Consider the following 21573-nt stretch of genomic DNA (forward strand, 5'->3'; position numbering starts at 1 on the left):
CACGGCCGTTCCACGACCCCGCCCCTCCCCTGGACCGGTCCGCACGCCAGTGCCGTCACCCCGCCCTCCCCTGAGACCGGCCACACAGCCGCGTCACGCCCCCGCCCCCGCCCCCGCCCTGGGACCGGGCCGCGGCACGACCGCGTCACAACCCCGCCCCTGCCCAGGGAAGGGACCAGGCCGCACGCCCGTGTCACGACCCGCGTCCCTCCCCTGACCAGGCCGCACGACCGCGTCACGCCCCCGCCCCCGCCCTGGGACCAGGACCCGCCCCCCGGCGTTACGGCCCCGTCCACGGCTCGTCCCCGCCCCCGTCCGGCCCGCGCGGCCGCCTTCGCCTCGCGCCGCTACAGTCCAGATATGAGCAAGCCGCGTTCCCTCGTGCTCCCGCCTCGCACTCGCGCCCGGCGGCTGGTCACCGCGCGCGGTGACTTCGCCGTGTTGGACGCGGCGCCGGTGGGCGAGCGGCGGGGGACGGTGCTGCTGCTACCGGGGTTCACGGGCAGCAAGGAGGACTTCCTGGCGTTGCTCGGGCCGCTGGGCGAGGCGGGGTACCGGGCGGTGGCCGTCGACGGGCGGGGCCAGCACGAGAGCCCGGGCCCGCGGGGCCGGAGGGCGTACCGCCGCAGGGCGCTCGCGCTGGACGCGGTGGCGCAGGCGGCGGCGCTCGGGGACGGGCCCGTCCATCTGGTCGGCCACTCGTTCGGCGGCCTGGTGGCGCGGGCGGCGGCCGCGCTCGCCCCGGGTGCCTTCCGCTCGCTGACCCTGCTCTCCTCGGGCCCTGGTCCGGTGGCCCGGCCGCAGCGGATACGGGTGCGGGTGCTGCGCGGGGCCCTCGCCGTGCTCCCGAAGGAGCGGGTGTGGCAGGCGATGTGCCGGCTGGAGAGCCGGGGCGAGGAGCCGGGCGCGACGGACGCGCCGGAGCTGACGGAGTTCCTGCGGCGGCGCTGGATGCGGACGCGGATCGCCCAACTCGCCGGAGCGGGACGGCTGCTGGTGAACGGTCAGGACGGCACCGAGGAGCTGTCCACGCTCCGGATGCCGCTGCACATCGCGTACGGGGCGGACGAGCCGGTCTGGCCGCCGGCGGACCTGTCGGCGACGGCGGCCCGCACCGGTGCGCACCACACGGTGGTGGCGGGCGCCGGCCACTCCCCCAACGTGTCGCACCCTCGGGAGCTGACCGACCGTCTCGCCGCCTTCTGGGAGCGGTCGGACGCGCCCGTCGGCGGCACCCCCGCCGCCGAGGTCAGTACTGCGCCTTGAGGTGCTGCCAGAAGCCGTCCCGCAGGGCGCGCCGGAGCGAGGCGTGTCCGCGCAGGGAGCGGCTGAGCAGGCGCTCCGCCTCGACGAGCAGGTCCTGGTCGACCGGCCCGGGCAGGTAGGGCGCGCTGGGCAGGAGCTCGGCGAGCCGGTCCCGGCCGCGCTCACCGAGCCAGGTCGCGGCGATCTGGGCGCCGACGAACCGGACCTCCTCGCGGGAGGGCGGCGGCTCGCCCTCGTTCTCGTACGTGGTGACCGGGCGCCGGGTGACGTACGGGCGGCAGAAGTCCAGCTCGAAGGTGCGCTGGCTGTCGACCTCCCAGAGGAGCGCCTCGGCCTGGTTGCGTCCCTCGGCGGCCTCGATGCCCCAGAGGTGGACGCGGGCGCCGTATCCCTGGGCGGCCTCGACGGCCGAGACGAGGTCCTCGTCGCCGCCGACGAGGGCGGCGTCGCTGATGGCTCGGTGGCGGGCGAGGGACTCCAGGTCGGTGCGGATGAGGGAGTCGACGCCCTTCTGCTGGTTGTTGGCGTTGAGGTTGCCGAGGCGGACCTTGACGTCGGGCAGTTCGGCGATGGCCTGCTGTTCGGGGGTGTGGATGCGGCGTCTGGCGCCGTCGTACCAGTAGACGCGGAGCAGTCTGCTGTCCGCGAAGATCGTGCGGGCCTTGTCGATGAAGGCCTCGATGAGGCCTTCCGCGTCGAGGTCGAAGGAGCGCCGGTCCTCGGTGCCCGCCACAAGCAACCCGGCCGCAGCATGGACGTAACCGGCGTCGACGAAGATGGCGTGGGTGGAAGGGGTCTTGGCCACCTCGGCCAGCATTCGCTGAAGCAGCTCGTTGGTGCGCTCCAGGCGCGCGTCGAGTTCGCGGAGGCGGGCGGTCGTCTCGGTCACCTGAGTGGTCTGTGCGTCGTTCATACGCGGCTCATTGTCCGCCGGTCGGGGCGCGGCCGCCACACCCTCATACCCGTCAGTAGTTAGCCATCCGAAAATTTTCCTTAGCGTAAGGAATGTTTGCAGGGTGCATCTCGTTGGACCCCTGTGTAACGCAGTTCTCCATCAGGAGGATCAACTCAGACGAAGGGAGAAGCCCATGCGCTTCGAAATCCTGCGACTCGACGACATCGACGGCACGCCCGTCGACCGGACCGTCGTGGACGCCTCCTCCGTCAATCGGATCGTGCAGCAGGCCGCCGCGATCGGCCAGCGCATCTGGATCCGCCCCGCCGAGACCTCGGCCTCGTAACAGGCCCGGTCCACACCACGCACCGCGCCCCCGCACGGACTTCGCAAGAGCGGAATCCGTACGGGGGCGCAGTGGCGTCCGGGGCACCCGCCCCGGGCCGCCGGTCAGGCGTTCTGGATCACCTGGGTGACGCCGTTGATGATCTGCTGCACCGCGATGGCGGAGAGCATCATGCCCGCGAGCCGCGTCACCAGGACGACACCGCCGTCCTTGATGACCCGGATGATCACCAGCGAGTAGCGCATGGTCAGCCACAGCACGACGTGCATGGCGGCGATGGCCGTCCAGACCGAGACCTGCGAGGCGACGCTGTCGGCGTTCTGCACGGCCAGGATGACCGAGACGATCGCGCCGGGACCGGCGAGCAGCGGCATGCCGAGCGGCACCAGGGCGACGTTCACGTCCTTGGTCTGCTTCGGCTCGTCGGTCTTGCCCGTGAGCAGGTCGAGCGCGATGAGCAGCAGCAGGAGACCGCCCGCGATCATCAGCGCGGGGACGGAGACGTGCAGGTAGTCCAGGATCTGCTGCCCGAGCAGGCCGAAGACGGTGATGACGCCGAAGGCCACCGTGACGGCCTGCCAGGCCATCCGGCGCTGCACCTTGGCCGGGCGGCCGGAGGTGAGGGCGAGGAAGATCGGCGTGATCCCGGGGGGATCCATGATCACGAAGAGGGTCAGGAACAGCGAGCCGAAGACGGCGACGTCGAACACGTTGGGGTGCCTTGCGGGAGAGGTCGAACAGTGGGGTGTGATCCCTGGCCCCCGGTGCGGAATGCAGGGTTCCGGGGGCAGGGCAGGAAGGACGCCACCCCGCGCACGGCGTGGAACCGTACGGGGGCGGACCAGGAGGAAAAGGGCCCTGGGCGGAAGGCGGCGACGCGCCGGACACGGGACGGGACCGTCCGGCCCGGCATGCACCTCCGGGAACGACGGGCGGCCGCCCGCAAGGCTCGGGAGAACGGAACCTCGCGGAGTCGGGACGAACACGGAGCCGGACGGGATCAGGTCCGGACGGGATCAGGTCCGGACGGGATCGGGTCCGGACCGCAGAGCCCGGCAGCTCGGGTGCGGAGCACCGGACCCGCCGAACCTGGTCCCGGATCACGTCCCGGACCACGGTCCCGGATCACATCCCTGACCACGGCCCCGCAGCCGGGACCGCGCCGAGGCCATACGCGGCCCCGCCCGTACCTGCCCTGCCCGTACCTGCCCGGCCCGTGTCAGGGCCGCGCGCGCCAGGGCTAGGCGGCAGGTCCCCCCGCGCCGGGGACCGGGAAGGCCCCCGCCGCACGGCGGGTGATCTCGCCGTAGATCTCGGGGTCGGTGGTGTACTCGCCGAGGCGGCAGGTCTTGCGGCTGCCGTGGTAGTCGCTGGAGCCCGTGGGGAGCAGCCCGAGCTCCTTCGCGAGCCCGCGCAGCCGCGCGCGCGTCGCCTCGTCATGGTCCATGTGGTCGACCTCGATGCCGTCGAGTCCGGCTTCGGCGAGCCGGGCTATCGAGGCCTCGGGCAGCACCTGGCCGCGCTTGACGGCGAGCGGGTGCGCGAAGACGGTGACCCCGCCGGCCGCCTTGACCAGGCGGATCGCGTCGACCGGGTCGAGCTCGTGCTTCCCGACGTACGCCCGGCCGCCGTCGGCGAGCCACTCGGGCGTGAACGCCCCCGACACGTCCGGTACGACGCCGAGCTCGACGAGCGCCTCGGCGACGTGCGGGCGGCCCACGGAGCCGTCGCCGGCGATCCGGGCGACCTGCTCCCAGGTGACGGGGACGCCGAGTTCCTGGAGCTTGCCGACCATGGCGCGGGCGCGCGGCACCCGGTCGTCCCGGACGAGTTCGCGCTCGGCGAGGAGCGCGGGCTCCGTCGGGTCGAAGAGGTACGCCAGCATGTGCAGGCTGATCCCGTCGACGCGGCAGGACAGTTCGGCCCCGGTGACCAGGGTCAGTCCCTCGGGCAGCGCCTCGATCGCCTCGGCGTGGCCGCGGGTGGTGTCGTGGTCCGTCAGCGCGACGACGTCGAGCCCGGCCGCGGCCGCGTTCCGTACGAGCTCCGCCGGCGAGTCCGTGCCGTCGGACGCCGTGGAGTGGGTGTGCAGATCGATGCGCACGACGCGGTACTCCGGGGGCTCGGCACGGACGAGGGACGCTCCAGCATAACGGGCGAATCGAACACGCCCGTACGGAACGTCAGGCGCTCCCCCCGGGCGCGGACCGGGCGCGGACGGGGCGAGGACGGGGCGAGGACGGGGCGAGGACGGGGCGGGGACCCGGACGGGGGACCCGGGCGAAGGCCGGGCGCGGACCCGGCCGCGGACCCGGCCGGTGGCTAGCCGAGGAGCCTCGGGGTGAGGGCGCCGCACGGCAGGAGTTCGACTTCGGCGCCGGCGTCGCGCAGGTCCGTCAGGACGAGTTCGTCGTACATGAGGAGACCGGACTGCTCGGGCCAGACGATGGCCCACAGCCACATGCCGCGCGCCTCGCCCGCGAAGACCGCGCGGTCCTGCGGCGCGCCGTTGACGTGCCAGAGCGGGGTGGGGCGGCCGGCGGCCAGCACCTTCGTCTGGGGCGGCTTGTCGATGGACATGCCGGGTCCGGGATCCGGCCCGTCGATGCCGGCGTACCGGGCGCCGAGGCCGACGCCGAGCTCCTCGGCGACGAGGACCAGCTCGCCGATCCCGCCGAGGGGGCCGGGTCCCGAACACGCGACGGCGGTCGCACGACCGCCGCTGCGGTCGTCACCGGCGTACGCGACCCCGGTGAAGAGCCAGCCGACGGGAAGCGGCCACGGCATCCACACCGGGACATGGGACCGGTTCACCACGACACCGAGCGCCTCGACGCTGGGCGGGATCACGGGCTGGAGCGGGTACACCGAGCCGTGCACGTCACACTGCCAGGAGTCGGCGAAGAGACCGGGCGCCCTGACCCGGCCACCGCACTTCGGACAACTGGGTTCGCCCCTCATAGGGCTCAACGGTCCTAGCTCTTCCGCCCCGCGTCAAGGACGCCCACGGACGATCACCCGTCCGGCCCGGGCCGTTCACCCTTGGTGGACATACGCCCCTGAAACGACTGATTCGGACGGGGCGGGCGAGGGTCGGGACCCCCCGGCCTCAGTCCAGCTTCACGGACCCGCGCAGGGGATCGCGCAGGTCCGTCCCCTGGGCCAGCCAGCGCTCCTCCAGCGCCTGCGCCCCGTGGACCCGCTTCCAGGCGGCCTCGTTGGGGGTCATCGGGAGCAGCGGCAGGAAGCGGACGGGGTCCATCGGGTCGTCCAGTTCGAGGTCCTCCACGAGGCCGCCGGACTCGGCGACCAGGACGGAGCTGAAGGCGGCGCCGGGCCAGAGCGGGTCGCCGACGTCGAGCGAGGCGCCGGGCGCCACGATGACGCCCTCGACCTGCGGGGTGGAGGCGAGCACGGCGAGCGGCCGCAGCACCTTGTCGGTGTCGGCGAGCCCCGCCCGCACGGTGAGGACGAGTTCCGCGCGCGGACCCTTCACCGGGTCGGCGAGCGCGGCCGTCGGGTCGGCCATCGGCTGCGCGGACATGCCGAGGGTCGCGTAGCGCACGAGATCGCCGTCGATGAACCGGAGCACCTCGATCCGATCCGTCCCGAGAAACGTCACCGCGGCCCGCGCGTCCGGTTCTCCGAGCGCCGTCCGCAGCCGGGCCTCGACCAGTGCAAGAACTTCTGCCATGGAGGGAGCATAGATCGCGTATGGAACGGGCAAAGTAAGGGATTGACCCTCTGTCGGCTGATAGTGTTGGCCACTGGTCGGGATTCCCGACTGCTCGTCACACGTCATCCCCGACAGGGGACCGGCCGGAGGAGGTGGGACTGCGATGGACCGAAGTCGGTCGGGCAGTACCAGCAGCTCTTCCGCCGCTCCGCACCCCCGCCAGGTGCGCTCCCTCCGGTGACGTCCGGGTCCCGTACGGACCCGCCCCTCCGGCATCTCGCACGACGGAAGAGCATTTCGCCTTTCCCTGTCTGTAGCGACCGCCGTCACCGCGCCTCTCCGGGTGCCGCCCGCTTTGTGGACGACGTACCTCTCCGTCCTCATTCCGGGCTGTGCCACGCTCCGCGCCGACGGCCGATCCGTGAAGGAGCACGCCCGTGTCGATGATCCGTGACCTCACCGCAGCCGTCCGCCCGAGCCTGCGGCACAGCCTGCGCAAGACGCCCACCACGTACACCTCGTACGACCCCACCCGCGACCACTCGGCCTCCAGCGCCGTGGTCGACTGCGCCGTCTACCGCGACGGGCGCCGGATCGACGACCGCGAGTGCCTCACGCCGCGCGGCGCGATGCACCAGGTCCGGGAGAGCGGCGGCTTCGCCTGGATCGGCCTCCACGAGCCGACCGAGGCCGAATTCGCCGGAATCGCGGCCGAGTTCGGGCTGCACCCGCTCGCCGTCGAGGACGCCGTCCACGCCCACCAGCGACCCAAGCTGGAGCGGTACGACGACACCCTCTTCACCGTCTTCAAGACCATCCACTACGTCGAGCACGCCGAACTCACCGCGACCAGCGAGGTCGTCGAGACCGGCGAGGTCATGTGCTTCACCGGCCCCGACTTCGTCATCACCGTCCGCCACGGCGGCCAGGGCTCCCTGCGCAACCTCCGCCACCGCCTCCAGGGCGAGCCCGAGCTCCTCGCCAAGGGCCCCTCCGCCGTGCTGCACGCCATCGCCGACCACGTCGTCGACGGCTACATCGCGGTCGCCGACGCCGTCGAACTGGACATCGACCAGCTCGAGATCGACGTCTTCTCGCCCGCCGCGAAGGGCTCCACCCGCGGCACGGACACCGGCCGGATCTACCAGCTCAAGCGCGAGGTACTGGAGTTCAAGCGGGCCGTCACCCCGCTCCTGCGCCCGATGCAGCTGCTCAGCGAGCGGCCCATGCGACTGGTCGACCCCGACATCCAGAAGTACTTCCGCGACGTCGCCGACCACCTCGCCCGCGTCCAGGAGCAGGTCGTCGGCTTCGACGAGCTCCTCAACTCGATCCTCCAGGCCAACCTGGCGCAGGCGACCGTCGCGCAGAACGAGGACATGCGCAAGATCACCTCGTGGGCCGCGATCGTCGCCGTCCCCACGGCCGTCTGCGGCGTGTACGGCATGAACTTCGACCACATGCCCGAACTGCACTGGAAGTACGGCTACCCGATGGTGCTCACCGGCATCATCGCCATCTGCTTCACCATCCACCGCACCCTCAAGCGCAACGGCTGGCTCTAGATAGGCTTCGGCCATGACCGACACGCTGCTCACCGGCGCCCTCGTCGAGGAGGCCACCAAGAAGTCCGGCCTCGTCTGGGTGCGCGGCACCGGCCCCGCCCGCGCGCTCTGGCACGTCTGGCACGACGGCGCCGCGCACGTCGTCGGCGACGGACCCGGGGAGCAGCCGCTGCCCGGCCTGGCCGACGGCGGTACGGCCGAGGTGACCGTGCGCAGCAAGGACAAGGGCGGCCGGCTCGTCGCCTGGACCGCCACGGTGCGCGAGCTCGCCCCCGGCAGCGAGGCGTGGGAGGCGGCCGTCGCCGAGCTGAAGGGCAAGCGGCTCAACGCCCCCGACGGCGAGGCGATGCCGGGCCGCTGGGCACGCGAGTGCCGGGTCCTGCGGCTCGACCCGCACACCTCGACGACCGATCTGCCGGACGGCTCCCTGTCCGCCGTCCCGCTGCCGACCGAGGCGACCACCCGCCGCCCCGTACCGGCCGCCCTGCCGAAGCTCCTGTTCGGCCGCAAGCGCCGCTAGGCCCGCGCGCGAGGCACGACCCAGGCCCGGGCAGGGCTAGGTCCGGGGGCATGGCCCAGGGCCCGGGCAGGGCCTAGGTCCGGGGCAGCTGCTTGCCGTAGTCGAGGGTCTCTTCCGTGGACGGCTCGGCGAGCGGGAAGTCGCGGTTCCATTCGGAGAGCACGACGACGCCCGCGCCGCCGCCCCGCGCGAACTGCAGGGGGTACGGAGAGCCTTCGAGGGCCACGTCGAGGGTGCCGCCCTCGCCGTCCGCGCCGCCCTTGACCTTGACCGTGCGGACGCCGCCGATCTGGTCGCGGTCGCCCTTGACGGCATCGCCGTGCAGGGCGATCAGACCGTCGAGGAGCGGGCCCATGTCGGTGAAGCCGCGCAGCTGCTTGTACGAGGGGTCGCCCTGGGGCACCTTCACGTACATGTCGTCGAGCTTGTCGGCGGCCTCGGAGTCCGCCTCCGTGGGCGCCTCGGTCGCCTTGTCGTCATGCGCCCAGAAGCCCGCGTCGGCCTTCAGGTAGAGGGCGTCGCCGACGCGCAGCAGCTCGAAGGTGCTGTTCTTCGTGGTCACCGAGCCGGTCGCGCCGTCCTGTTTCAGGCGCATGTTCAGCTTGAAGGTGCCGCCCTTGCTGACCAGCGTGCCGGAGAGGCGTACCGCCTTCGCCGTGTCGGCCGCCGCCTGCGCCTTCCGCTCGATCTCGGGCGCGGTGAGCTTCCCGACCCCGTTCGTCCCCTCGTCCGGATCGGCGGCGCAGGCCGTGAGTCCCACCGCAAGTCCGGCGCAGAGCGCCAGGGGCGTGACAGCCCTGCGGATACGCGATGACGGGGTGCGGACGGTCATCTGCGCTGCCTCTCGTTTCGTGGGGGTGCGACGGGCCCTGGCCCGTACGGGGTGCCGGCGGGCGGGCCGCGCTCCCGACCGGCGGAACGGCCGGGTCCGGTGCGGGGGCCGATGGGGGGACGGCAGACCGCAGCGTACCCGGGCCGGGTGACGGGCCCGGCAGGCAGCCGTACGGAGGCACTGCCAGGGCGGGTCGGAACGGCACGGGCTAGCCTGAACCCGGCAAAGCTCTGCCATGACCGGCACAGCTCTGCGACGACTCGAATCGTGCGGCACCGAGGAGGCGCGTGGCATGGCGGCAGGCGCCCCTCGGATCTTCGTCTCCCACCTGGCGGGAGTCCCCGTCTTCGACCCCGTCGGCGACCAGGTCGGCCGCGTCAGCGACCTGGTGGCCATGCTGCGGGTGGGCCGCAGGCCGCCCCGGCTGCTCGGCATGGTCGTGGAGGTGCTGAGCCGCCGCCGGGTGTTCGTGCCGATGACCCGGATCACGGGCGTCCAGTCCGGTCAGGTCATCACCACCGGCGTGGTCAACATGCGCCGCTTCGAGCAGCGCCCCACCGAGCGGCTCGTCCTCGGCGAACTCCTCGACCGGCGCGTCCGGCTCGTCGGGAGCGACGGGCGGGAGGGCGAGGAGGTCACCGTCCTCGACGTCGCCATCCAGCAGCTGCCCGCCCGCCGCGACTGGGAGATCGACAAGGTCTTCGTCCGCAAGGGCAAGGGCGGGGTGCTGAGCCGCAAGGGCGAGACGCTGACCGTCGAGTGGTCGGCCGTCACCGGCTTCTCCCTGGAGGAGCACGGGCAGGGCGCCGAGAACCTCGTCGCCACCTTCGAGAAGCTGCGCCCCGCCGACCTGGCCAACGCCCTGCACCACCTCTCCCCCAAGCGGCGCGCCGAGGTCGCGGCGGCCCTCGACGACGACCGGCTCGCCGACGTCCTCGAAGAGCTGCCCGAGGACGACCAGGTCGAGATCATCGGCAAGCTGAAGGAGGAGCGCGCGGCCGACGTCCTGGAGGCGATGGACCCCGACGACGCGGCCGACCTGCTGTCCGAGCTGCCGGAGGAGGACCAGGAGCGGCTGCTCACCCTGATGCAGCCGGACGACGCCGCCGACGTGCGCCGGCTCCTGGCGTACGAGGAGCGCACGGCGGGCGGTCTGATGACGACCGAGCCGATCGTGCTGCGCCCCGACGCCACCGTGGCGGACGCGCTGGCCCGGGTCCGGCAGCAGGACCTGTCGCCGGCGCTCGCCGCGCAGGTGTACGTGTGCCGGCCGCCGGACGAGACGCCGACCGGCAAGTACCTGGGCACGGTGCACTTCCAGCGGCTGCTCCGCGACCCGCCGTTCACCCTGGTCAGCTCGCTCGTGGACAGCGATCTGCCGCCGCTCGGCCCGGACACCCCGCTGCCGGCCGTGACCAGCTACCTCGCCGCGTACAACATGGTGGCGGCGCCGGTGGTGGACGAGAGCGGCTCGCTGCTCGGCGCGGTCACCGTCGACGACGTGCTCGACCACCTGCTGCCGGAGGACTGGCGGGAGACCGAGTTCCACGAAGAGGGGGCCCCGCATGGCCGCTGAGCGGACGCAGGACCGGGAGCGCGAGCGGGACCGCGAGCGGCCGTCGCCCCGCATCCGCCTCGACCTGCCGCGCGAGCGGCGGGCCAGGCTGCTGCCGGAGTACGACCCCGAGGCGTTCGGACGGCTCTCGGAGCGGATCGCCCGGTTCCTGGGGACGGGGCGCTTCCTGGTCTGGATGACCCTGACGGTCGTCGTCTGGATCGGGTGGAACGTCTTCGCGCCGTCGTCGCTGAAGTTCGACGAGTACCCCTTCATCTTCCTGACGCTCGTGCTGTCCCTCCAGGCCTCGTACGCGGCGCCGCTGATCCTGCTCGCCCAGAACCGGCAGGACGACCGGGATCGGGTCAATCTGGAGCAGGACCGGAAGCAGAACGAGCGGTCGATCGCGGACACCGAGTACCTGACCCGGGAGATCGCGGCGCTGCGGATGGGCCTCGGCGAGGTCGCCACCCGCGACTGGATCCGGTCGGAGCTCCAGGACCTGATCAAGGAGCTGGAGGAGCGCCGGGATCTATTCCCGTCGGCCGACGGTCGCGGAAGTGACGTACCCGACCGTTGACAGGGCTTTCATGGGCCGGTGGTCGGCGCCGTACCATCGTCGGTATGGCTACGGAAGACGCGGTGCTCGCAGCACTGGCGACGGTGAACGACCCTGAGATCAACAAGCCGATCACTGAGCTCGGCATGGTCAAGTCGGTGGAGATCGAACCGGACGGCAGGGTCGCCGTCACGGTGTACCTGACGGTCTCCGGCTGCCCGATGCGCGACACCATCACGCAGCGCGTGACCGAGGCCGTCTCCCGGGTCGAGGGCGTCACGGGCGTCGACGTCTCGCTGGACGTGATGAGCGACGAGCAGCGCAAGGAGCTGGCGGCGGCGCTGCGCGGCACGGGCGCCGAGCGCGAGGTGCCGTTCGCGAAGCCCGGCTCGCTGACCCGGGTGTACGCGGTGGCCTCCGGCAAGGGCGGGGTCGGCAAGTCGTCCGTCACCGTGAACCTGGCCGCGGCGATGGCCGCCGACGGTCTGAAGGTCGGTGTCGTCGACGCCGACATCTACGGCCACAGCGTGCCGCGGATGCTGGGTGTGGACGGCCGTCCGACCCAGGTCGAGAACATGATCATGCCGCCGTCCGCGAACGGCGTGAAGGTCATCTCCATCGGCATGTTCACCCCGGGCAACGCCCCCGTCGTGTGGCGCGGCCCGATGCTGCACCGCGCGCTCCAGCAGTTCCTCGCGGACGTGTACTGGGGCGACCTGGACGTCCTGCTGCTCGACCTGCCGCCGGGCACCGGCGACATCGCGATCTCGGTCGCGCAGCTGGTGCCGAACGCGGAGATCCTCGTCGTCACCACCCCGCAGCAGGCCGCCGCCGAGGTCGCCGAGCGGGCCGGCTCGATCGCCGTCCAGACCCACCAGAAGATCGTCGGCGTCGTCGAGAACATGGCGGGCCTGCCCTGTCCGCACTGCGACGAGATGGTCGACGTGTTCGGCACCGGCGGCGGCCAGAAGGTCGCGGACGGCCTGACGCAGACCACGGGCGCGACGGTCCCGGTCCTCGGCTCCATCCCGATCGACGTACGGCTCCGCGAGGGCGGCGACGACGGCAAGCCGGTCGTCCTCTCCGACCCCGACTCCCCGGCGGGCGCGGCCCTGCGCGCCATCGCCGGCAAGCTGGGCGGCCGTCAGCGCGGCCTCTCGGGCATGAGCCTGGGCATCACGCCCCGCAACAAGTTCTAGCGGTACGGCTTCCGGCCGTACGCCGAAGGGGCGCCCCGGTTCCGGGGCGCCCCTTCGTCATGCCGTCCCGCCGTCACGCCGTCACGCCGTCAGACGTCCTGCCGTCAGGCGTCGTGCCGTCAGGGCCAGGCGTCAGCCGTCACGCGTAGGCGTCGAGGTCCTTGATCTGCGAGAAGCCGAGCCCGTACGCGCTCATCCCCCGCCCGTACGCCCCGATGTGGACCCCGGGGGCGGACCCCGCGAGGACCCAGCCGAACTCCGACTCCCGGTAGTGGAACGGCGCCGGCACGCCGTCCACCGGCAGCGACAGCGTCGACCAGGCGGGACCGGTGAGGTCGTCGGCGAGTTCGAAGGCGGTCTCGGTCTGCTGGTCCAGCCAGTTGTCGCGCGTCGCGTGGTCGAGCGACGCGGGCCAGGTGTGGACGAGCAGCCCGGAACCGGCCAGCCAGGCGGCGGACGAGACCGTGGTGGCGTCGAGGACGCCCGTGCCGTCGCCGGTGCGCCGCACCGGGCTCGCCGCGACCGTCACGACGACGGCGAAGCGCTCCTTCTCCACGCCGCTCACGTCCGACTTTATGGACGGCGTGTCACCGTGCCCGGTCGATCCGTGCTGCACACTGCCGTCCGCTGCCGTGCCGACCTGCATCAGCCGGCGGGGGCCGGTGAACGCCTCATCGAGGCCGTACCAGGGGAAGGACGCGCGCAGGTAGCCCTCGGCGGTCCGCCGGGCCGTGGGCACGCCCTCCGCCCGACTCGTGGTCTCCATCTCGGCCGCCTCCTCGTTCCGTCAACAGAGGGAGGATAGCCACCAGGACGCGTCGGGTCGGTGACAGCCCGTCGTCAGGTCGCGTCGGAGTCGTACGGCGGGCGCTCGCCGGTGTCCGGCTTGTCCTGCTTCTTGAGGAGGTCCGGAGTGCCGTTGACCGGGGAGCCGTTGACCGCGGCGGGCGCGCTCGCGCGGCCGTGGACGGCGTCGGCGACGTCGTTCATCTCCTTCTTGAGGTCGAAGCTGCCCCGCAGCTCCTTCAGCTCCCGCAGGTCGTCGTTCTGCTCCATCTGCTTGCGGAGGAACGTCTTGGGGTTGAGGTCCTCGAACTCGAAGTCCTTGAACTCCGGCCCCAGCTCGCTGCGGATGTCCTCCTTCGCGCTGTCCGAGAAGTCACGGACCTTCCGGATGAAGCGCGAGACGTCCTGGATCACCTTCGGGAGCTTCTCCGGCCCGAAGACGAGCACGGCGAGCACCACAAGAGCCACCAGCTCGAGTGCGCCTATGTCGCTGAACACCTAGTAGCTCCTTCACGCCGGTCCAGGGCCCGGTCCAAGGTACCCGCCGAAACTGCCCGACGGGTACCTTGCGGCATCCATCACATGACCCTCAGGTGCCCTGCGAGGAGCCCAGGGTCAACGTCTTTGTCAGCTCTTTGCCGTTGCGGGTCAGCGTGAGCTCCAGCTTGTCGCCGGGGCGGTGGGAGCGGATCTTCACGATGAGCTCCTCGCCGTTGTGCACCCGCTGGCCGTCGACCTTGGTGATGACGTCTCCCGGCCGCAGCCCCGCCTTGGCGGCCGGGCCGCCCGCGGTGACGGAGGCGGAGCCGTCCTTGCCCTTCTCGCCGACGCGGGCGCCGTCGCCGTTGAACTGCATGTCGAGGCTCACCCCGATGACGGGGTGGGTCGCCTTGCCGGTGTTGATGAGCTCCTCGGCGACGCGCTTGCCCTGGTTGATCGGTATGGCGAAGCCGAGGCCGATGGAGCCGGGCTGGCTCGCGCCGGCGCCCTCGCCCTCGCCGGAGCCGCCGCCGGCGGCGCGGATCGCGCTGTTGATGCCGATGACCCGGGCCTTGGAGTCGAGGAGCGGGCCGCCGGAGTTGCCGGGGTTGATGGGGGCGTCGGTCTGGAGCGCGTCGACATAGCTGACGTCGCTGCCGTCGCCCTTCTCGCCGCCGGCGGTGATGGGGCGCTCCTTGGCGCTGATGATGCCGGAGGTGACCGTGTTGGAGAGGTCGAAGGGGGCGCCGATGGCGACGACGGGGTCGCCGACCCGGACGTTGTCGGAGTTGCCGAGGGGCAGCGGCTTGAGGCCGGAGACGCCGGTGACCTGGACGACGGCCAGGTCGTAGCCGGCGTCCTTGCCGATGAGCTTGGCGCGGGCCGTCTCGCCGCTGGAGAAGGTGACCGAGATGTCCTCGGAGGACGCGGCCCCGTCGACGACGTGGTTGTTGGTGAGGATGTGGCCCTTGGTGTCCAGGACGAAGCCGGTGCCGGTGCCGGAGGAGCCGTTGCCCCGGACGTGCAGGGTGACGACGCCGGGCAGGGCGCTCGCGGCGATCCCGGCGACGCTCTCCGGGGCGCGGTCGGTGTCCCCGGCCTCGGCCTGCGGCAGTTCGACGGTGGTGAGGCCGCCGTTGCGCTCGACGTACGCGCCGATCCCGCCGCCGACGACGCCGGTGATCAGGGCGAAGACGAGCGCGCCCGCGAGGGCGAGGCCCTTCCGGGACTTCCTCGCGGGAGCCGGCTCGAACGCGAACCCGGGCCCGCCGGCCCCCCACGGGTCGTACTGCACCCAGGGCGACCCGCCGCCCTGCGGCGGCACGGGCCCCTGCGGGTGCGGCTGAGGCTGGGGATGCTGCGGGTGCGGCTGCGCCGGAGGCACGGCCGCCTGCTGCTGCGGCGGTACGGGGGCCGGCGGGCGCTGTACGGGCGGCGCGGGCGCCCACGGCCCCGGCTCGCCGTAGGGCGGCGTGCGGTACTCGTCGGGGGCGTGCAGCGGCTGCGGCGCCGCGGGTTCGGCCTGCGCCACGGAGACCGCGCCCCGGGTCTCGTCCCCCGGGGGTACGGCGACGGGCGCGGTCGGCGCCGCGTCGGCGTCGGACGCCGGTGCGGACTTCGTCAGCCCGACGGCCGGCGCGGGCCCGGACGACGGGGCCTCGGCCGGAGGCCCGGCCACCGGCGGTTCGGCGTTCGGCGGTTCGGCGTTCGCCGGTTCGGCGTTCGGCGGCTCCGCCGGGAGGGGCTCGGCCCTGAGGGGCTGCGGCTCCGACACCGCGAACCCGGCCGTCGGCGCCGTCTCCGTCAGGTCGGCGGCCGGCCCGGGCTCGGCCGGGACGGCCGGGTCGGGCGCCGCGGACGGCTGGGGTGCGGGCAGGGGAAAGTCACCGTCGCCGTCCTCGGCCGGCGGCGGCGTGGGTATCCGCGCCGCCTCCGGTGTGTTCGACGGCCGGCTCCACCAGTTCGGCTTCCCGTTGTTCATGCTCTCCCCGCAACCGCTGACCCGTCCGCGCCCCTGGGTCGGGCGCCCGTGTCCCTGGATTCAACCAGGTCTCGGGTCAGCGCCGGGCGACGAGCGGTACGGCCGTCGACGTCGACCCCGTGGCGGGGTCGGGCGCGAAGGCCAGTCGGAGGGCCGGAGCGGTCGGCCGTATGAACGGCGAAAGGGCCAGGAGCGACTGCGGTGCCGGGTTCCGGACCCCCACGGCCACCAGCGGTGCGGCGTCGACGCGCACCGCTCCCGGCGGGACCGCGCCCGAGGGCGCCGTCGCGACGGGCCCGTGGGGCACGCCCGCCGAGGCCGGCGGTGTCAGCGCCCCGGCGTCCACGGACTGGGCGCCGTAGCGCTCGCCGGAGCGCGTGCCGCGTGACGAGGGGCTCGTGCTCCCGCCGCCGCCCGTGGTGCCGGTGGCGCGCAGCGGGGTGACCGCGCTGCCGGTGCCCTGGCCGCCGCGTGCGCCCACGTTGACCGAGGTGTCCATCGGCAGGGTGCCGCCGAGGGCGATGGCGGCGAACGAGACCGCGCTGGCCGCGGCGAAGGCGAAACGGCGGCCACGCCCGGACGTCCCGGCGCGGTCCCCGACGTCGTGGATCCGGAAGCCGGCGCCGCCGGCGGCGCCCGGGCCCGGGGTGACGACCGCGGCGGTGGCGAAGCCGTCGGACTTCACTCCGCTTGCGAGCAGCCCTTCGAGGGGCCCCCTGGGGCCTCCCGGGCCGCCGGAGCCGCCCGGCGGCTCGCCGGGGAGGCCCTGGAGCCGGGCGAGGAAGCCTTCCGAGAGCGGCGGGGGCGCCGCGGACGCGAAGACGCTCTTGAGGGTGCGCTGGGCGTCGGCCTCCGCCTTGCAGCGGGGGCAGGTCGCGAGGTGCGCGAGGACCCGCTCGCGCGCGTCGTGGCCGAGTTCGCCGTCGACGAGCGCGGCCAGCCGGTCCCCCAGGTGGTGTTCCGCGGGGGTCGGCGACGAAGGACGTGTGCCGGTCACGCTGTCCCTGCCTCCCATCCGACGGAGGCGAGCGCGCGCTCCGCCCGGGCCTCGGGCGAGCGGTGCTTGAGCGCCTTGCGCAGGTGGGAGCGCCCGCGGTGGATCCGGCTGCGGACGGTGCCGAGCTTCACGCCGAGGGTCGCGGCGATCTCCTCGTACGACAGTCCTTCGATGTCGCAGAGGACGACCGCGGCACGGAACTCGGGCGCGAGGGTGTCCAGGGCCTGCTGCACGTCGGCGTCGAAGTGCGTGTCGTTGAACACCTGCTGCGGCGAGGGCTCGCGGCTGGGCAGCCTTTCGGCGGCGTCGTCGGCGAGCGCGTCGAAGCGGATGCGCTGCTTGCGGCGCACCATGTCGAGGAAGAGGTTGGTGGTGATGCGGTGCAGCCAGCCCTCGAAGGTGCCCGGCGTGTACGTCGACAGCGAGCGGAAGACGCGGACGAAGACCTCCTGGGTGAGGTCCTCGGCGTCGTGCTGGTTGCCCGTCAGGCGGTAGGCGAGGCGGTAGACCCGGCCACTGTGCGTGCTGACGATCTCCTCCCAGGTGGGAGGGGTCCACGCCTGCGATTCCGCATCCGATGCGAAGGTCGCGGTGGTGGGAGCGGAGTCGGTGGTGCGGAAGCGGTCAGCTGTGTCGGTCACGGATTTCGGCTCACCCGCCGACCTGAGAAGACGCCGAAGCACTCCTCCCCGATCCACAGGCGCAGCCGCACCTCCCCTGTCGGCTCTGGTGGTGTCCAGTGGAGCCCCTACCATAGCCACCTCGCCCGTTAGCTCCGGATAAGAATCTTTACGCGAATTTGGAACCGGCTCCCCCGGCTTCCTCCTGCCGCGTCTCTCCCCTGGTGAACGCCCGGTCCCATCAGCAGGTTCCCGCTGTCAGCGGATACAGTCACCGTTGCGTCAACTACGGGGACAGGAGAGGGCCATTACCGCCAACCGGCAGACGAGCTGGTCGTTCGCCGACGCCTTCGTCGCCGAGGACGAGGCTCTGCGCTGGGCCCGGGAGCGGGCCCGGGAGGCAGGGCTGCCCTCGGTGTCCCCCGGCACCGGTGGCGCGCTGCGGGTGCTCGCCGCGACGGCGGACGCCAAGGCGGTGGCGGAGATCGGCACCGGTACGGGCGTGTCGGGCATCTATCTGCTGCACGGGATGCGGCCGGACGGGGTGCTGACGACGGTGGACCTCCAGCCGGAGCGGCAGCAGCTGGCCAAGACGGCGTTCCGGGCGGCGGGCTTCGCGGGCAACCGGGCCCGGTTCATCCCCGGCCGCGCCCTGGACGTGCTGCCGCGGCTCGCGGACGGCGGATACGACCTGGTGTTCTGCGACGGCGACCGGCTGGAGTACCTGGACTACCTCGCTGAATCGTTGCGCCTGCTGCGACCTGGGGGTCTCGTCTGCTTCGAGGGCGTCTTCGCGGACGGCCGCACGGTCGACTCCGCCGCCCAGCCGCCGGAGGTCCAGCGGGTCCGCGAGCTGCTGCGGGCCGTGCGCGAGAGCCAGGACCTCATCGCCTCGATCCTCCCGGTCGGCGACGGCCTGCTCTGCGCCGTCCGACGCGGCTGACGCCCCGCGCGACCGCTGGCCCCCCGCCCCCGGCCCGTCCGCGGCCGGACGCACCGCTGCCCCGGCGCGGCGGACCGTACCGGGGCAGCGGATGAATGCGTGGAGGGTCGGGTCAGCCGACGACCTTCTTCAGGGCGTCGCCCAGCGCCTCGGCCTCACCCGGGGTCAGCTCGACGACAAGCCGACCGCCGCCTTCGAGCGGTACGCGCATGACGATGCCCCGCCCCTCCTTGGTCACCTCGAGCGGGCCGTCACCCGTCCGCGGCTTCATGGCCGCCATGCTTGTTCCCCTTCCTGAAACCAGCTCATCGTCAGCCGGGCAGCTCCTTGGTGTGGAGCACGCGTCACCGGCTTCGAACACATTGCTTCCAGGTCATTATCCCGCATCACAGGACCCGATGACCAACATCGATCTGCATCGCTTCCGCAACGCGCTCTCTCAAAACCCCACAATTCGGCGACCGGCCTGCGATACTTCGCCGCTCTGCGTCCGACCGGGCACCTTCGTTCTTTGACGCAGCTCACATGTGCGGCGCGCGTGATCTCCGCCATGCTGGGCTGGTCAACCACGCAATGAGGCGAAGGGATCCCGATGGCCGACACGGTGCTGTACGAGGTGAGCGAGGGTCTCGCCACCATCACGCTCAACCGGCCCGAGGCCATGAACGCGATGAACGTGGCCGCGAAAGTCGCCCTCCGGGACGCCGTCGAGACGGCCGCGGCGGACCCCGCCGTTCGGGCGGTGCTGCTCACCGCGGCCGGCGACCGGGCGTTCTGTGTGGGCCAGGACCTGAAGGAGCACGTGGGTCTGCTCCTCGCGGACCAGGAGTCCGGCACGAGCCAGACCATGAACACCGTCCGTGACCACTACAACCCGATCGTCAAGGCGCTCACCGGCATGCGGAAGCCCGTCGTGGCCGCCGTGAACGGTGTCGCGGCGGGCGCCGGCTTCGGCTTCGCGCTGGCGGCGGACTACCGGATCGTCGCCGAGACGGCCGCCTTCAACACCTCCTTCGCGGGCGTCGCGCTCACCGCCGACTCGGGCATGTCCTGGACGCTGCCCCGGCTGATCGGCCCGAGCCGCGCCTCCGACCTGCTGCTCTTCCCGCGTTCGATCAGCGCCCAGGAGGCGTACGAGCTCGGCATCGTGAACCGCCTGGTCCCCGCCGCCGACCTCGCCGCCGAGGCCGTGAAGGTGGCCCGCACCCTCGCGGAGGGCCCGACGGTGGCCTACGCGGCGCTCAAGGAGTCCCTCGCGTACGGCGCCGACCACTCGCTCGCCGAGGCCCTGGAGAAGGAGGACGAGCTCCAGACCCTCGCCGGCGCCTCCGAGGACCACACCATCGCGGTCCGCGCCTTCATCGCCAAGGAGAAGCCCCGCTACCTGGGCAGGTGACGCACCCGGGAACGGGTGTCCTCGTCTTCTGATCAGGCGGGGACCACCGGCCCGGGGCGGCTCGCGCCCCGGGCCACGCACCCCGTCACGTGGTCGTCGACCAGGCCGCACGCCTGCATCAGGGCGTAGGCGGTGGTCGGGCCGATGAAGCGGAGGCCGCGCTTCTTGAGCGCCTTGGAGAGGGCGGTGGACTCGTCGGTGACGGCGGGGACGTCGGCGACGGTGCGGGGGGCCGGCCGGGTCGCCGGGTCGGGGGCGTACGACCAGATGAGGGTGTCGAGTTCGCCCGGGGTCCAGCCGGCGAGGAGTCGCGCGTTGGCGAGGGTGGCGTCGATCTTGGCGCGGTTGCGGATGATGCCCTCGTCGGCGAGGAGGCGCTCGCGGTCGGCCTCCCCGAAGCCGGCGACGGAGGCGATCTCGAAGTCGGCGAACGCGCGCCGGAAGCCCTCGCGGCGGCGCAGGATGGTGATCCAGGAGAGGCCCGACTGGAAGGCCTCCAGGCAGAGCCGTTCGAAGAGGGCGTCGTCGCCGTGGACCGGGCGGCCCCACTCCTCGTCGTGGTAGGCGACGTAGTCCTCGGTGGACAGGCCCCAGGGGCAGCGGAGCCGGCCGTCGGGGCCGGGGACCGCCTCCCCGGTCACTGCTGGTCGCCTTCGCGGTCCCCGCGGGCGCCGGCGCCCGCGAGCGCCTCCTCCAGCTCGGCGATCCGGGCGTCGCGTTCGGCGAGCTCCGCCCCGAGCCGGACGAGGACGTCGTCGACGTCCGCCATCCGGTAGCCGCGGACGGCGACGGGGAGGCGGAGCGCCTCGACGTCGGCGCGGTCGACCGGCCGGGCCGCCGGAAGGGGGTCGACGAGCTGCTCGGGCGCCACTTCGGGCAGCGCCTCGCTCTCGCCGCCGCCGACCACGGCCAGGGTCACCGCGGCCACGACCACGACCATCGTGATGAGCAGAAACCAGAACACCTGCGCGCCTCTCCCCGGAGTGGAATTCGTCCCGTGCCGATCGTGCCATGCGCCACCGGCGGTTAGGGTCACAGGCGAACGGACGCGAGGGAGGACAAAAGGGATGCTGCGCTTGGGACGGCGTGAATTCGGGCCGCACGAGCCGGTGATCATGGCGATCGTGAACCGGACCCCGGACTCCTTCTACGACCAGGGCGCGACCTTCCGGGACGAGCCCGCGCTCGCCCGGGTCGAGCAGGCGGTCGCCGAAGGGGCCGCGATCATCGACATCGGCGGGGTCAAGGCGGGTCCCGGCGAGGAGGTGACGGCCGAGGAGGAGGCGCGGCGCACCGTCGGGTTCGTCGCGGAGGTCCGCAGGCGCCACCCCGACGTGGTGATCAGCGTGGACACCTGGCGGGCCGATGTCGGCGCGGCGGTCTGCGAGGCCGGCGCGGACGTCCTCAACGACGCGTGGGGCGGGGTCGACCCGGCCCTCGCGGAGGTGGCCGCCAAGTACGGTGCCGGCATCGTCTGCACGCACGCGGGCGGCGCGGAGCCGCGGACCCGGCCGCACCGGGTGGAGTACGACGACGTGATGGCCGACATCCTGCGCGTGACGGTCGGTCTCGCGGAGCGGGCGGCGGCGCTGGGCGTCCGCCGGGACGCGATCATGATCGACCCGGGGCACGACTTCGGGAAGAACACCCGGCACAGCCTGGAGGCGACGCGGCGGCTCGGCGAGATGGCGGAGACCGGCTGGCCGGTGCTCGTGTCCCTGTCGAACAAGGACTTCGTGGGCGAGACGCTGGACCGGCCGGTGAAGGAGCGGGTCCTCGGGACGCTGGCGACGACGGCCGTCTCCGCCTGGCTGGGCGCGCGGGTGTACCGGGTGCACGAGGTCGCGGAGACCCGGCAGGTGCTCGACATGGTGGCGTCCATCGCCGGTCACCGGGCGCCGGCCGTGGCCCGGCGCGGGCTGGCGTAGGGGGCGGGAGGGGGCGCCGGGATCCGGCG

Annotated in this window: 24 protein-coding genes; 10 read left to right on the forward strand and 14 right to left on the reverse strand. The window is 72.9% G+C overall.

Features of this window, described 5'->3' with window-relative positions; genetic code table 11:
• Nucleotides 1-360 precede the first annotated feature (360 nt).
• A complete protein-coding gene (locus MRBLMG1_RS08925) occupies nucleotides 361-1266 on the forward strand; it encodes an alpha/beta fold hydrolase (RefSeq protein WP_367822471.1) in 906 nt (301 codons plus the stop codon).
• On the opposite strand, the gene MRBLMG1_RS08930 is transcribed toward MRBLMG1_RS08925, so the two are convergent.
• A complete protein-coding gene (locus MRBLMG1_RS08930) occupies nucleotides 1250-2179 on the reverse strand; it encodes an NYN domain-containing protein (RefSeq protein ID WP_367822473.1) in 930 nt (309 codons plus the stop codon). The genes MRBLMG1_RS08925 and MRBLMG1_RS08930 overlap by 17 nt on opposite strands.
• A 175-nt stretch (nucleotides 2180-2354) precedes the next feature.
• Between MRBLMG1_RS08930 and MRBLMG1_RS08935 the strand changes: the two genes are divergently transcribed.
• Nucleotides 2355-2507, forward strand: coding sequence for a hypothetical protein (locus tag MRBLMG1_RS08935; RefSeq protein ID WP_017239951.1), 153 nt, complete (start codon nucleotides 2355-2357; stop codon nucleotides 2505-2507).
• A 104-nt stretch (nucleotides 2508-2611) separates the two neighbouring features.
• Here MRBLMG1_RS08935 and MRBLMG1_RS08940 read toward each other — a convergent pair whose 3' ends face one another.
• From MRBLMG1_RS08940 to MRBLMG1_RS08955, 4 genes are all read right to left on the reverse strand, one after another.
• Nucleotides 2612-3217: a MarC family protein gene (locus MRBLMG1_RS08940; RefSeq protein WP_367822475.1), complete on the reverse strand. Its 606-nt coding sequence runs from the start codon at nucleotides 3215-3217 to the stop codon at nucleotides 2612-2614.
• Between the two features lie 530 nt (nucleotides 3218-3747).
• Nucleotides 3748-4611, reverse strand: a complete 864-nt coding sequence (locus MRBLMG1_RS08945) for a PHP domain-containing protein (RefSeq protein WP_367822476.1) — start codon at nucleotides 4609-4611, stop codon at nucleotides 3748-3750.
• Between the two features lie 218 nt (nucleotides 4612-4829).
• Nucleotides 4830-5468 (reverse strand): DUF6758 family protein, encoded by a 639-nt coding sequence (locus MRBLMG1_RS08950; RefSeq protein ID WP_367822478.1) that lies wholly within the window; start codon nucleotides 5466-5468, stop codon nucleotides 4830-4832.
• 148 nt (nucleotides 5469-5616) lie between these two features.
• A complete protein-coding gene (locus MRBLMG1_RS08955; protein ID WP_367822480.1) occupies nucleotides 5617-6201 on the reverse strand; it encodes a suppressor of fused domain protein in 585 nt (194 codons plus the stop codon).
• A 419-nt stretch (nucleotides 6202-6620) separates the two neighbouring features.
• Here MRBLMG1_RS08955 and MRBLMG1_RS08960 point away from each other — a divergent pair, with 419 nt between their 5' ends.
• Together MRBLMG1_RS08960 and MRBLMG1_RS08965 are read left to right on the forward strand one after the other, a co-directional pair.
• A complete protein-coding gene (locus MRBLMG1_RS08960) occupies nucleotides 6621-7748 on the forward strand; it encodes a magnesium and cobalt transport protein CorA (RefSeq protein ID WP_367822482.1) in 1128 nt (375 codons plus the stop codon).
• A gap of 13 nt (nucleotides 7749-7761) precedes the next feature.
• Nucleotides 7762-8268: a hypothetical protein gene (locus MRBLMG1_RS08965; protein WP_367822484.1), complete on the forward strand. Its 507-nt coding sequence runs from the start codon at nucleotides 7762-7764 to the stop codon at nucleotides 8266-8268.
• 73 nt (nucleotides 8269-8341) lie between these two features.
• Here MRBLMG1_RS08965 and MRBLMG1_RS08970 read toward each other — a convergent pair whose 3' ends face one another.
• Nucleotides 8342-9100: a hypothetical protein gene (locus MRBLMG1_RS08970; RefSeq protein WP_367822486.1), complete on the reverse strand. Its 759-nt coding sequence runs from the start codon at nucleotides 9098-9100 to the stop codon at nucleotides 8342-8344.
• 292 nt (nucleotides 9101-9392) lie between these two features.
• Between MRBLMG1_RS08970 and MRBLMG1_RS08975 the strand changes: the two genes are divergently transcribed.
• From MRBLMG1_RS08975 to MRBLMG1_RS08985, 3 genes are read left to right on the forward strand one after another with little or no spacing between them, the layout of a single operon-like run.
• A complete protein-coding gene (locus MRBLMG1_RS08975; RefSeq protein ID WP_367822630.1) occupies nucleotides 9393-10676 on the forward strand; it encodes a magnesium transporter MgtE N-terminal domain-containing protein in 1284 nt (427 codons plus the stop codon).
• A complete protein-coding gene (locus MRBLMG1_RS08980; protein WP_367822488.1) occupies nucleotides 10666-11235 on the forward strand; it encodes a DUF1003 domain-containing protein in 570 nt (189 codons plus the stop codon). Before MRBLMG1_RS08975 ends, MRBLMG1_RS08980 begins: the two co-directional genes overlap by 11 nt.
• Nucleotides 11236-11279: 44 nt before the next feature.
• Nucleotides 11280-12413, forward strand: a complete 1134-nt coding sequence (locus MRBLMG1_RS08985) for an Mrp/NBP35 family ATP-binding protein (protein ID WP_367822490.1) — start codon at nucleotides 11280-11282, stop codon at nucleotides 12411-12413.
• A gap of 139 nt (nucleotides 12414-12552) precedes the next feature.
• Here the strand turns inward: MRBLMG1_RS08985 and MRBLMG1_RS08990 are convergent, their stop codons facing one another.
• From MRBLMG1_RS08990 to sigE, 5 genes are all read right to left on the reverse strand, one after another.
• Nucleotides 12553-13179, reverse strand: a complete 627-nt coding sequence (locus tag MRBLMG1_RS08990; RefSeq protein ID WP_367822492.1) for a hypothetical protein — start codon at nucleotides 13177-13179, stop codon at nucleotides 12553-12555.
• Between the two features lie 74 nt (nucleotides 13180-13253).
• Entirely contained in the window at nucleotides 13254-13697 is a 444-nt protein-coding gene (locus MRBLMG1_RS08995) for a sec-independent translocase (RefSeq protein ID WP_367822494.1), read from the reverse strand.
• Between the two features lie 91 nt (nucleotides 13698-13788).
• Nucleotides 13789-15660: a S1C family serine protease gene (locus tag MRBLMG1_RS09000; protein ID WP_367822495.1), complete on the reverse strand. Its 1872-nt coding sequence runs from the start codon at nucleotides 15658-15660 to the stop codon at nucleotides 13789-13791.
• 76 nt (nucleotides 15661-15736) lie between these two features.
• Complete coding sequence (locus MRBLMG1_RS09005) at nucleotides 15737-16657, reverse strand: zf-HC2 domain-containing protein (protein ID WP_367822497.1); 921 nt, start codon at nucleotides 16655-16657, stop codon at nucleotides 15737-15739.
• Nucleotides 16654-17412 carry an RNA polymerase sigma factor SigE gene (gene sigE, locus MRBLMG1_RS09010; protein ID WP_078623434.1) on the reverse strand — a complete coding sequence of 253 codons (759 nt, stop codon included), beginning with the start codon at nucleotides 17410-17412 and terminating at the stop codon, nucleotides 16654-16656. The genes MRBLMG1_RS09005 and sigE overlap by 4 nt, the downstream gene beginning before the upstream one ends.
• 142 nt (nucleotides 17413-17554) lie before the next feature.
• On the opposite strand from sigE, the gene MRBLMG1_RS09015 reads away from it, so the two are divergent.
• Nucleotides 17555-18220 (forward strand): O-methyltransferase, encoded by a 666-nt coding sequence (locus MRBLMG1_RS09015; RefSeq protein ID WP_367822499.1) that lies wholly within the window; start codon nucleotides 17555-17557, stop codon nucleotides 18218-18220.
• Between the two features lie 112 nt (nucleotides 18221-18332).
• On the opposite strand, the gene MRBLMG1_RS09020 is transcribed toward MRBLMG1_RS09015, so the two are convergent.
• Complete coding sequence (locus tag MRBLMG1_RS09020; RefSeq protein ID WP_017239934.1) at nucleotides 18333-18500, reverse strand: DUF3117 domain-containing protein; 168 nt, start codon at nucleotides 18498-18500, stop codon at nucleotides 18333-18335.
• Nucleotides 18501-18812: 312 nt separating this feature from the next.
• Between MRBLMG1_RS09020 and MRBLMG1_RS09025 the strand changes: the two genes are divergently transcribed.
• Nucleotides 18813-19616, forward strand: a complete 804-nt coding sequence (locus MRBLMG1_RS09025; protein WP_367822501.1) for an enoyl-CoA hydratase/isomerase family protein — start codon at nucleotides 18813-18815, stop codon at nucleotides 19614-19616.
• Between the two features lie 32 nt (nucleotides 19617-19648).
• On the opposite strand, the gene MRBLMG1_RS09030 is transcribed toward MRBLMG1_RS09025, so the two are convergent.
• A complete protein-coding gene (locus MRBLMG1_RS09030; RefSeq protein WP_367822503.1) occupies nucleotides 19649-20257 on the reverse strand; it encodes a DNA-3-methyladenine glycosylase I in 609 nt (202 codons plus the stop codon).
• Nucleotides 20254-20580 carry a hypothetical protein gene (locus tag MRBLMG1_RS09035; RefSeq protein ID WP_367822505.1) on the reverse strand — a complete coding sequence of 109 codons (327 nt, stop codon included), beginning with the start codon at nucleotides 20578-20580 and terminating at the stop codon, nucleotides 20254-20256. Before MRBLMG1_RS09035 ends, MRBLMG1_RS09030 begins: the two co-directional genes overlap by 4 nt.
• Nucleotides 20581-20683: 103 nt before the next feature.
• On the opposite strand from MRBLMG1_RS09035, the gene folP reads away from it, so the two are divergent.
• A complete protein-coding gene (gene folP, locus MRBLMG1_RS09040) occupies nucleotides 20684-21544 on the forward strand; it encodes a dihydropteroate synthase (RefSeq protein ID WP_367822507.1) in 861 nt (286 codons plus the stop codon).
• Nucleotides 21545-21573: the final 29 nt, after the last annotated feature.

Origin of the sequence: Streptomyces sp. LMG1-1-1.1 (genome assembly GCF_040815545.1) — a bacterium.
Classification (GTDB): domain Bacteria; phylum Actinomycetota; class Actinomycetes; order Streptomycetales; family Streptomycetaceae; genus Streptomyces.

Excerpts from the sequence above, each read along its gene's own strand:
- MRBLMG1_RS08925 (WP_367822471.1), top strand. The coding sequence starts at position 361 with ATGAGCAAGCCGCGTTCCCTCGTGCTCCCGCCTCGCACTCGCGCCCGG.
- MRBLMG1_RS08930 (WP_367822473.1), bottom strand. The coding sequence starts at position 2,179 with ATGAACGACGCACAGACCACTCAGGTGACCGAGACGACCGCCCGCCTC.
- MRBLMG1_RS08935 (WP_017239951.1), top strand. The coding sequence starts at position 2,355 with ATGCGCTTCGAAATCCTGCGACTCGACGACATCGACGGCACGCCCGTC.
- MRBLMG1_RS08950 (WP_367822478.1), bottom strand. The coding sequence starts at position 5,468 with ATGAGGGGCGAACCCAGTTGTCCGAAGTGCGGTGGCCGGGTCAGGGCG.
- MRBLMG1_RS08955 (WP_367822480.1), bottom strand. The coding sequence starts at position 6,201 with ATGGCAGAAGTTCTTGCACTGGTCGAGGCCCGGCTGCGGACGGCGCTC.
- MRBLMG1_RS08965 (WP_367822484.1), top strand. The coding sequence starts at position 7,762 with ATGACCGACACGCTGCTCACCGGCGCCCTCGTCGAGGAGGCCACCAAG.
- MRBLMG1_RS08970 (WP_367822486.1), bottom strand. The coding sequence starts at position 9,100 with ATGACCGTCCGCACCCCGTCATCGCGTATCCGCAGGGCTGTCACGCCC.
- MRBLMG1_RS08975 (WP_367822630.1), top strand. The coding sequence starts at position 9,393 with ATGGCGGCAGGCGCCCCTCGGATCTTCGTCTCCCACCTGGCGGGAGTC.
- MRBLMG1_RS08980 (WP_367822488.1), top strand. The coding sequence starts at position 10,666 with ATGGCCGCTGAGCGGACGCAGGACCGGGAGCGCGAGCGGGACCGCGAG.
- MRBLMG1_RS08985 (WP_367822490.1), top strand. The coding sequence starts at position 11,280 with ATGGCTACGGAAGACGCGGTGCTCGCAGCACTGGCGACGGTGAACGAC.
- MRBLMG1_RS08990 (WP_367822492.1), bottom strand. The coding sequence starts at position 13,179 with ATGGAGACCACGAGTCGGGCGGAGGGCGTGCCCACGGCCCGGCGGACC.
- MRBLMG1_RS09000 (WP_367822495.1), bottom strand. The coding sequence starts at position 15,660 with ATGAACAACGGGAAGCCGAACTGGTGGAGCCGGCCGTCGAACACACCG.
- sigE (WP_078623434.1), bottom strand. The coding sequence starts at position 17,412 with ATGGTAGGGGCTCCACTGGACACCACCAGAGCCGACAGGGGAGGTGCG.
- MRBLMG1_RS09020 (WP_017239934.1), bottom strand. The coding sequence starts at position 18,500 with ATGGCGGCCATGAAGCCGCGGACGGGTGACGGCCCGCTCGAGGTGACC.
- MRBLMG1_RS09025 (WP_367822501.1), top strand. The coding sequence starts at position 18,813 with ATGGCCGACACGGTGCTGTACGAGGTGAGCGAGGGTCTCGCCACCATC.
- folP (WP_367822507.1), top strand. The coding sequence starts at position 20,684 with ATGCTGCGCTTGGGACGGCGTGAATTCGGGCCGCACGAGCCGGTGATC.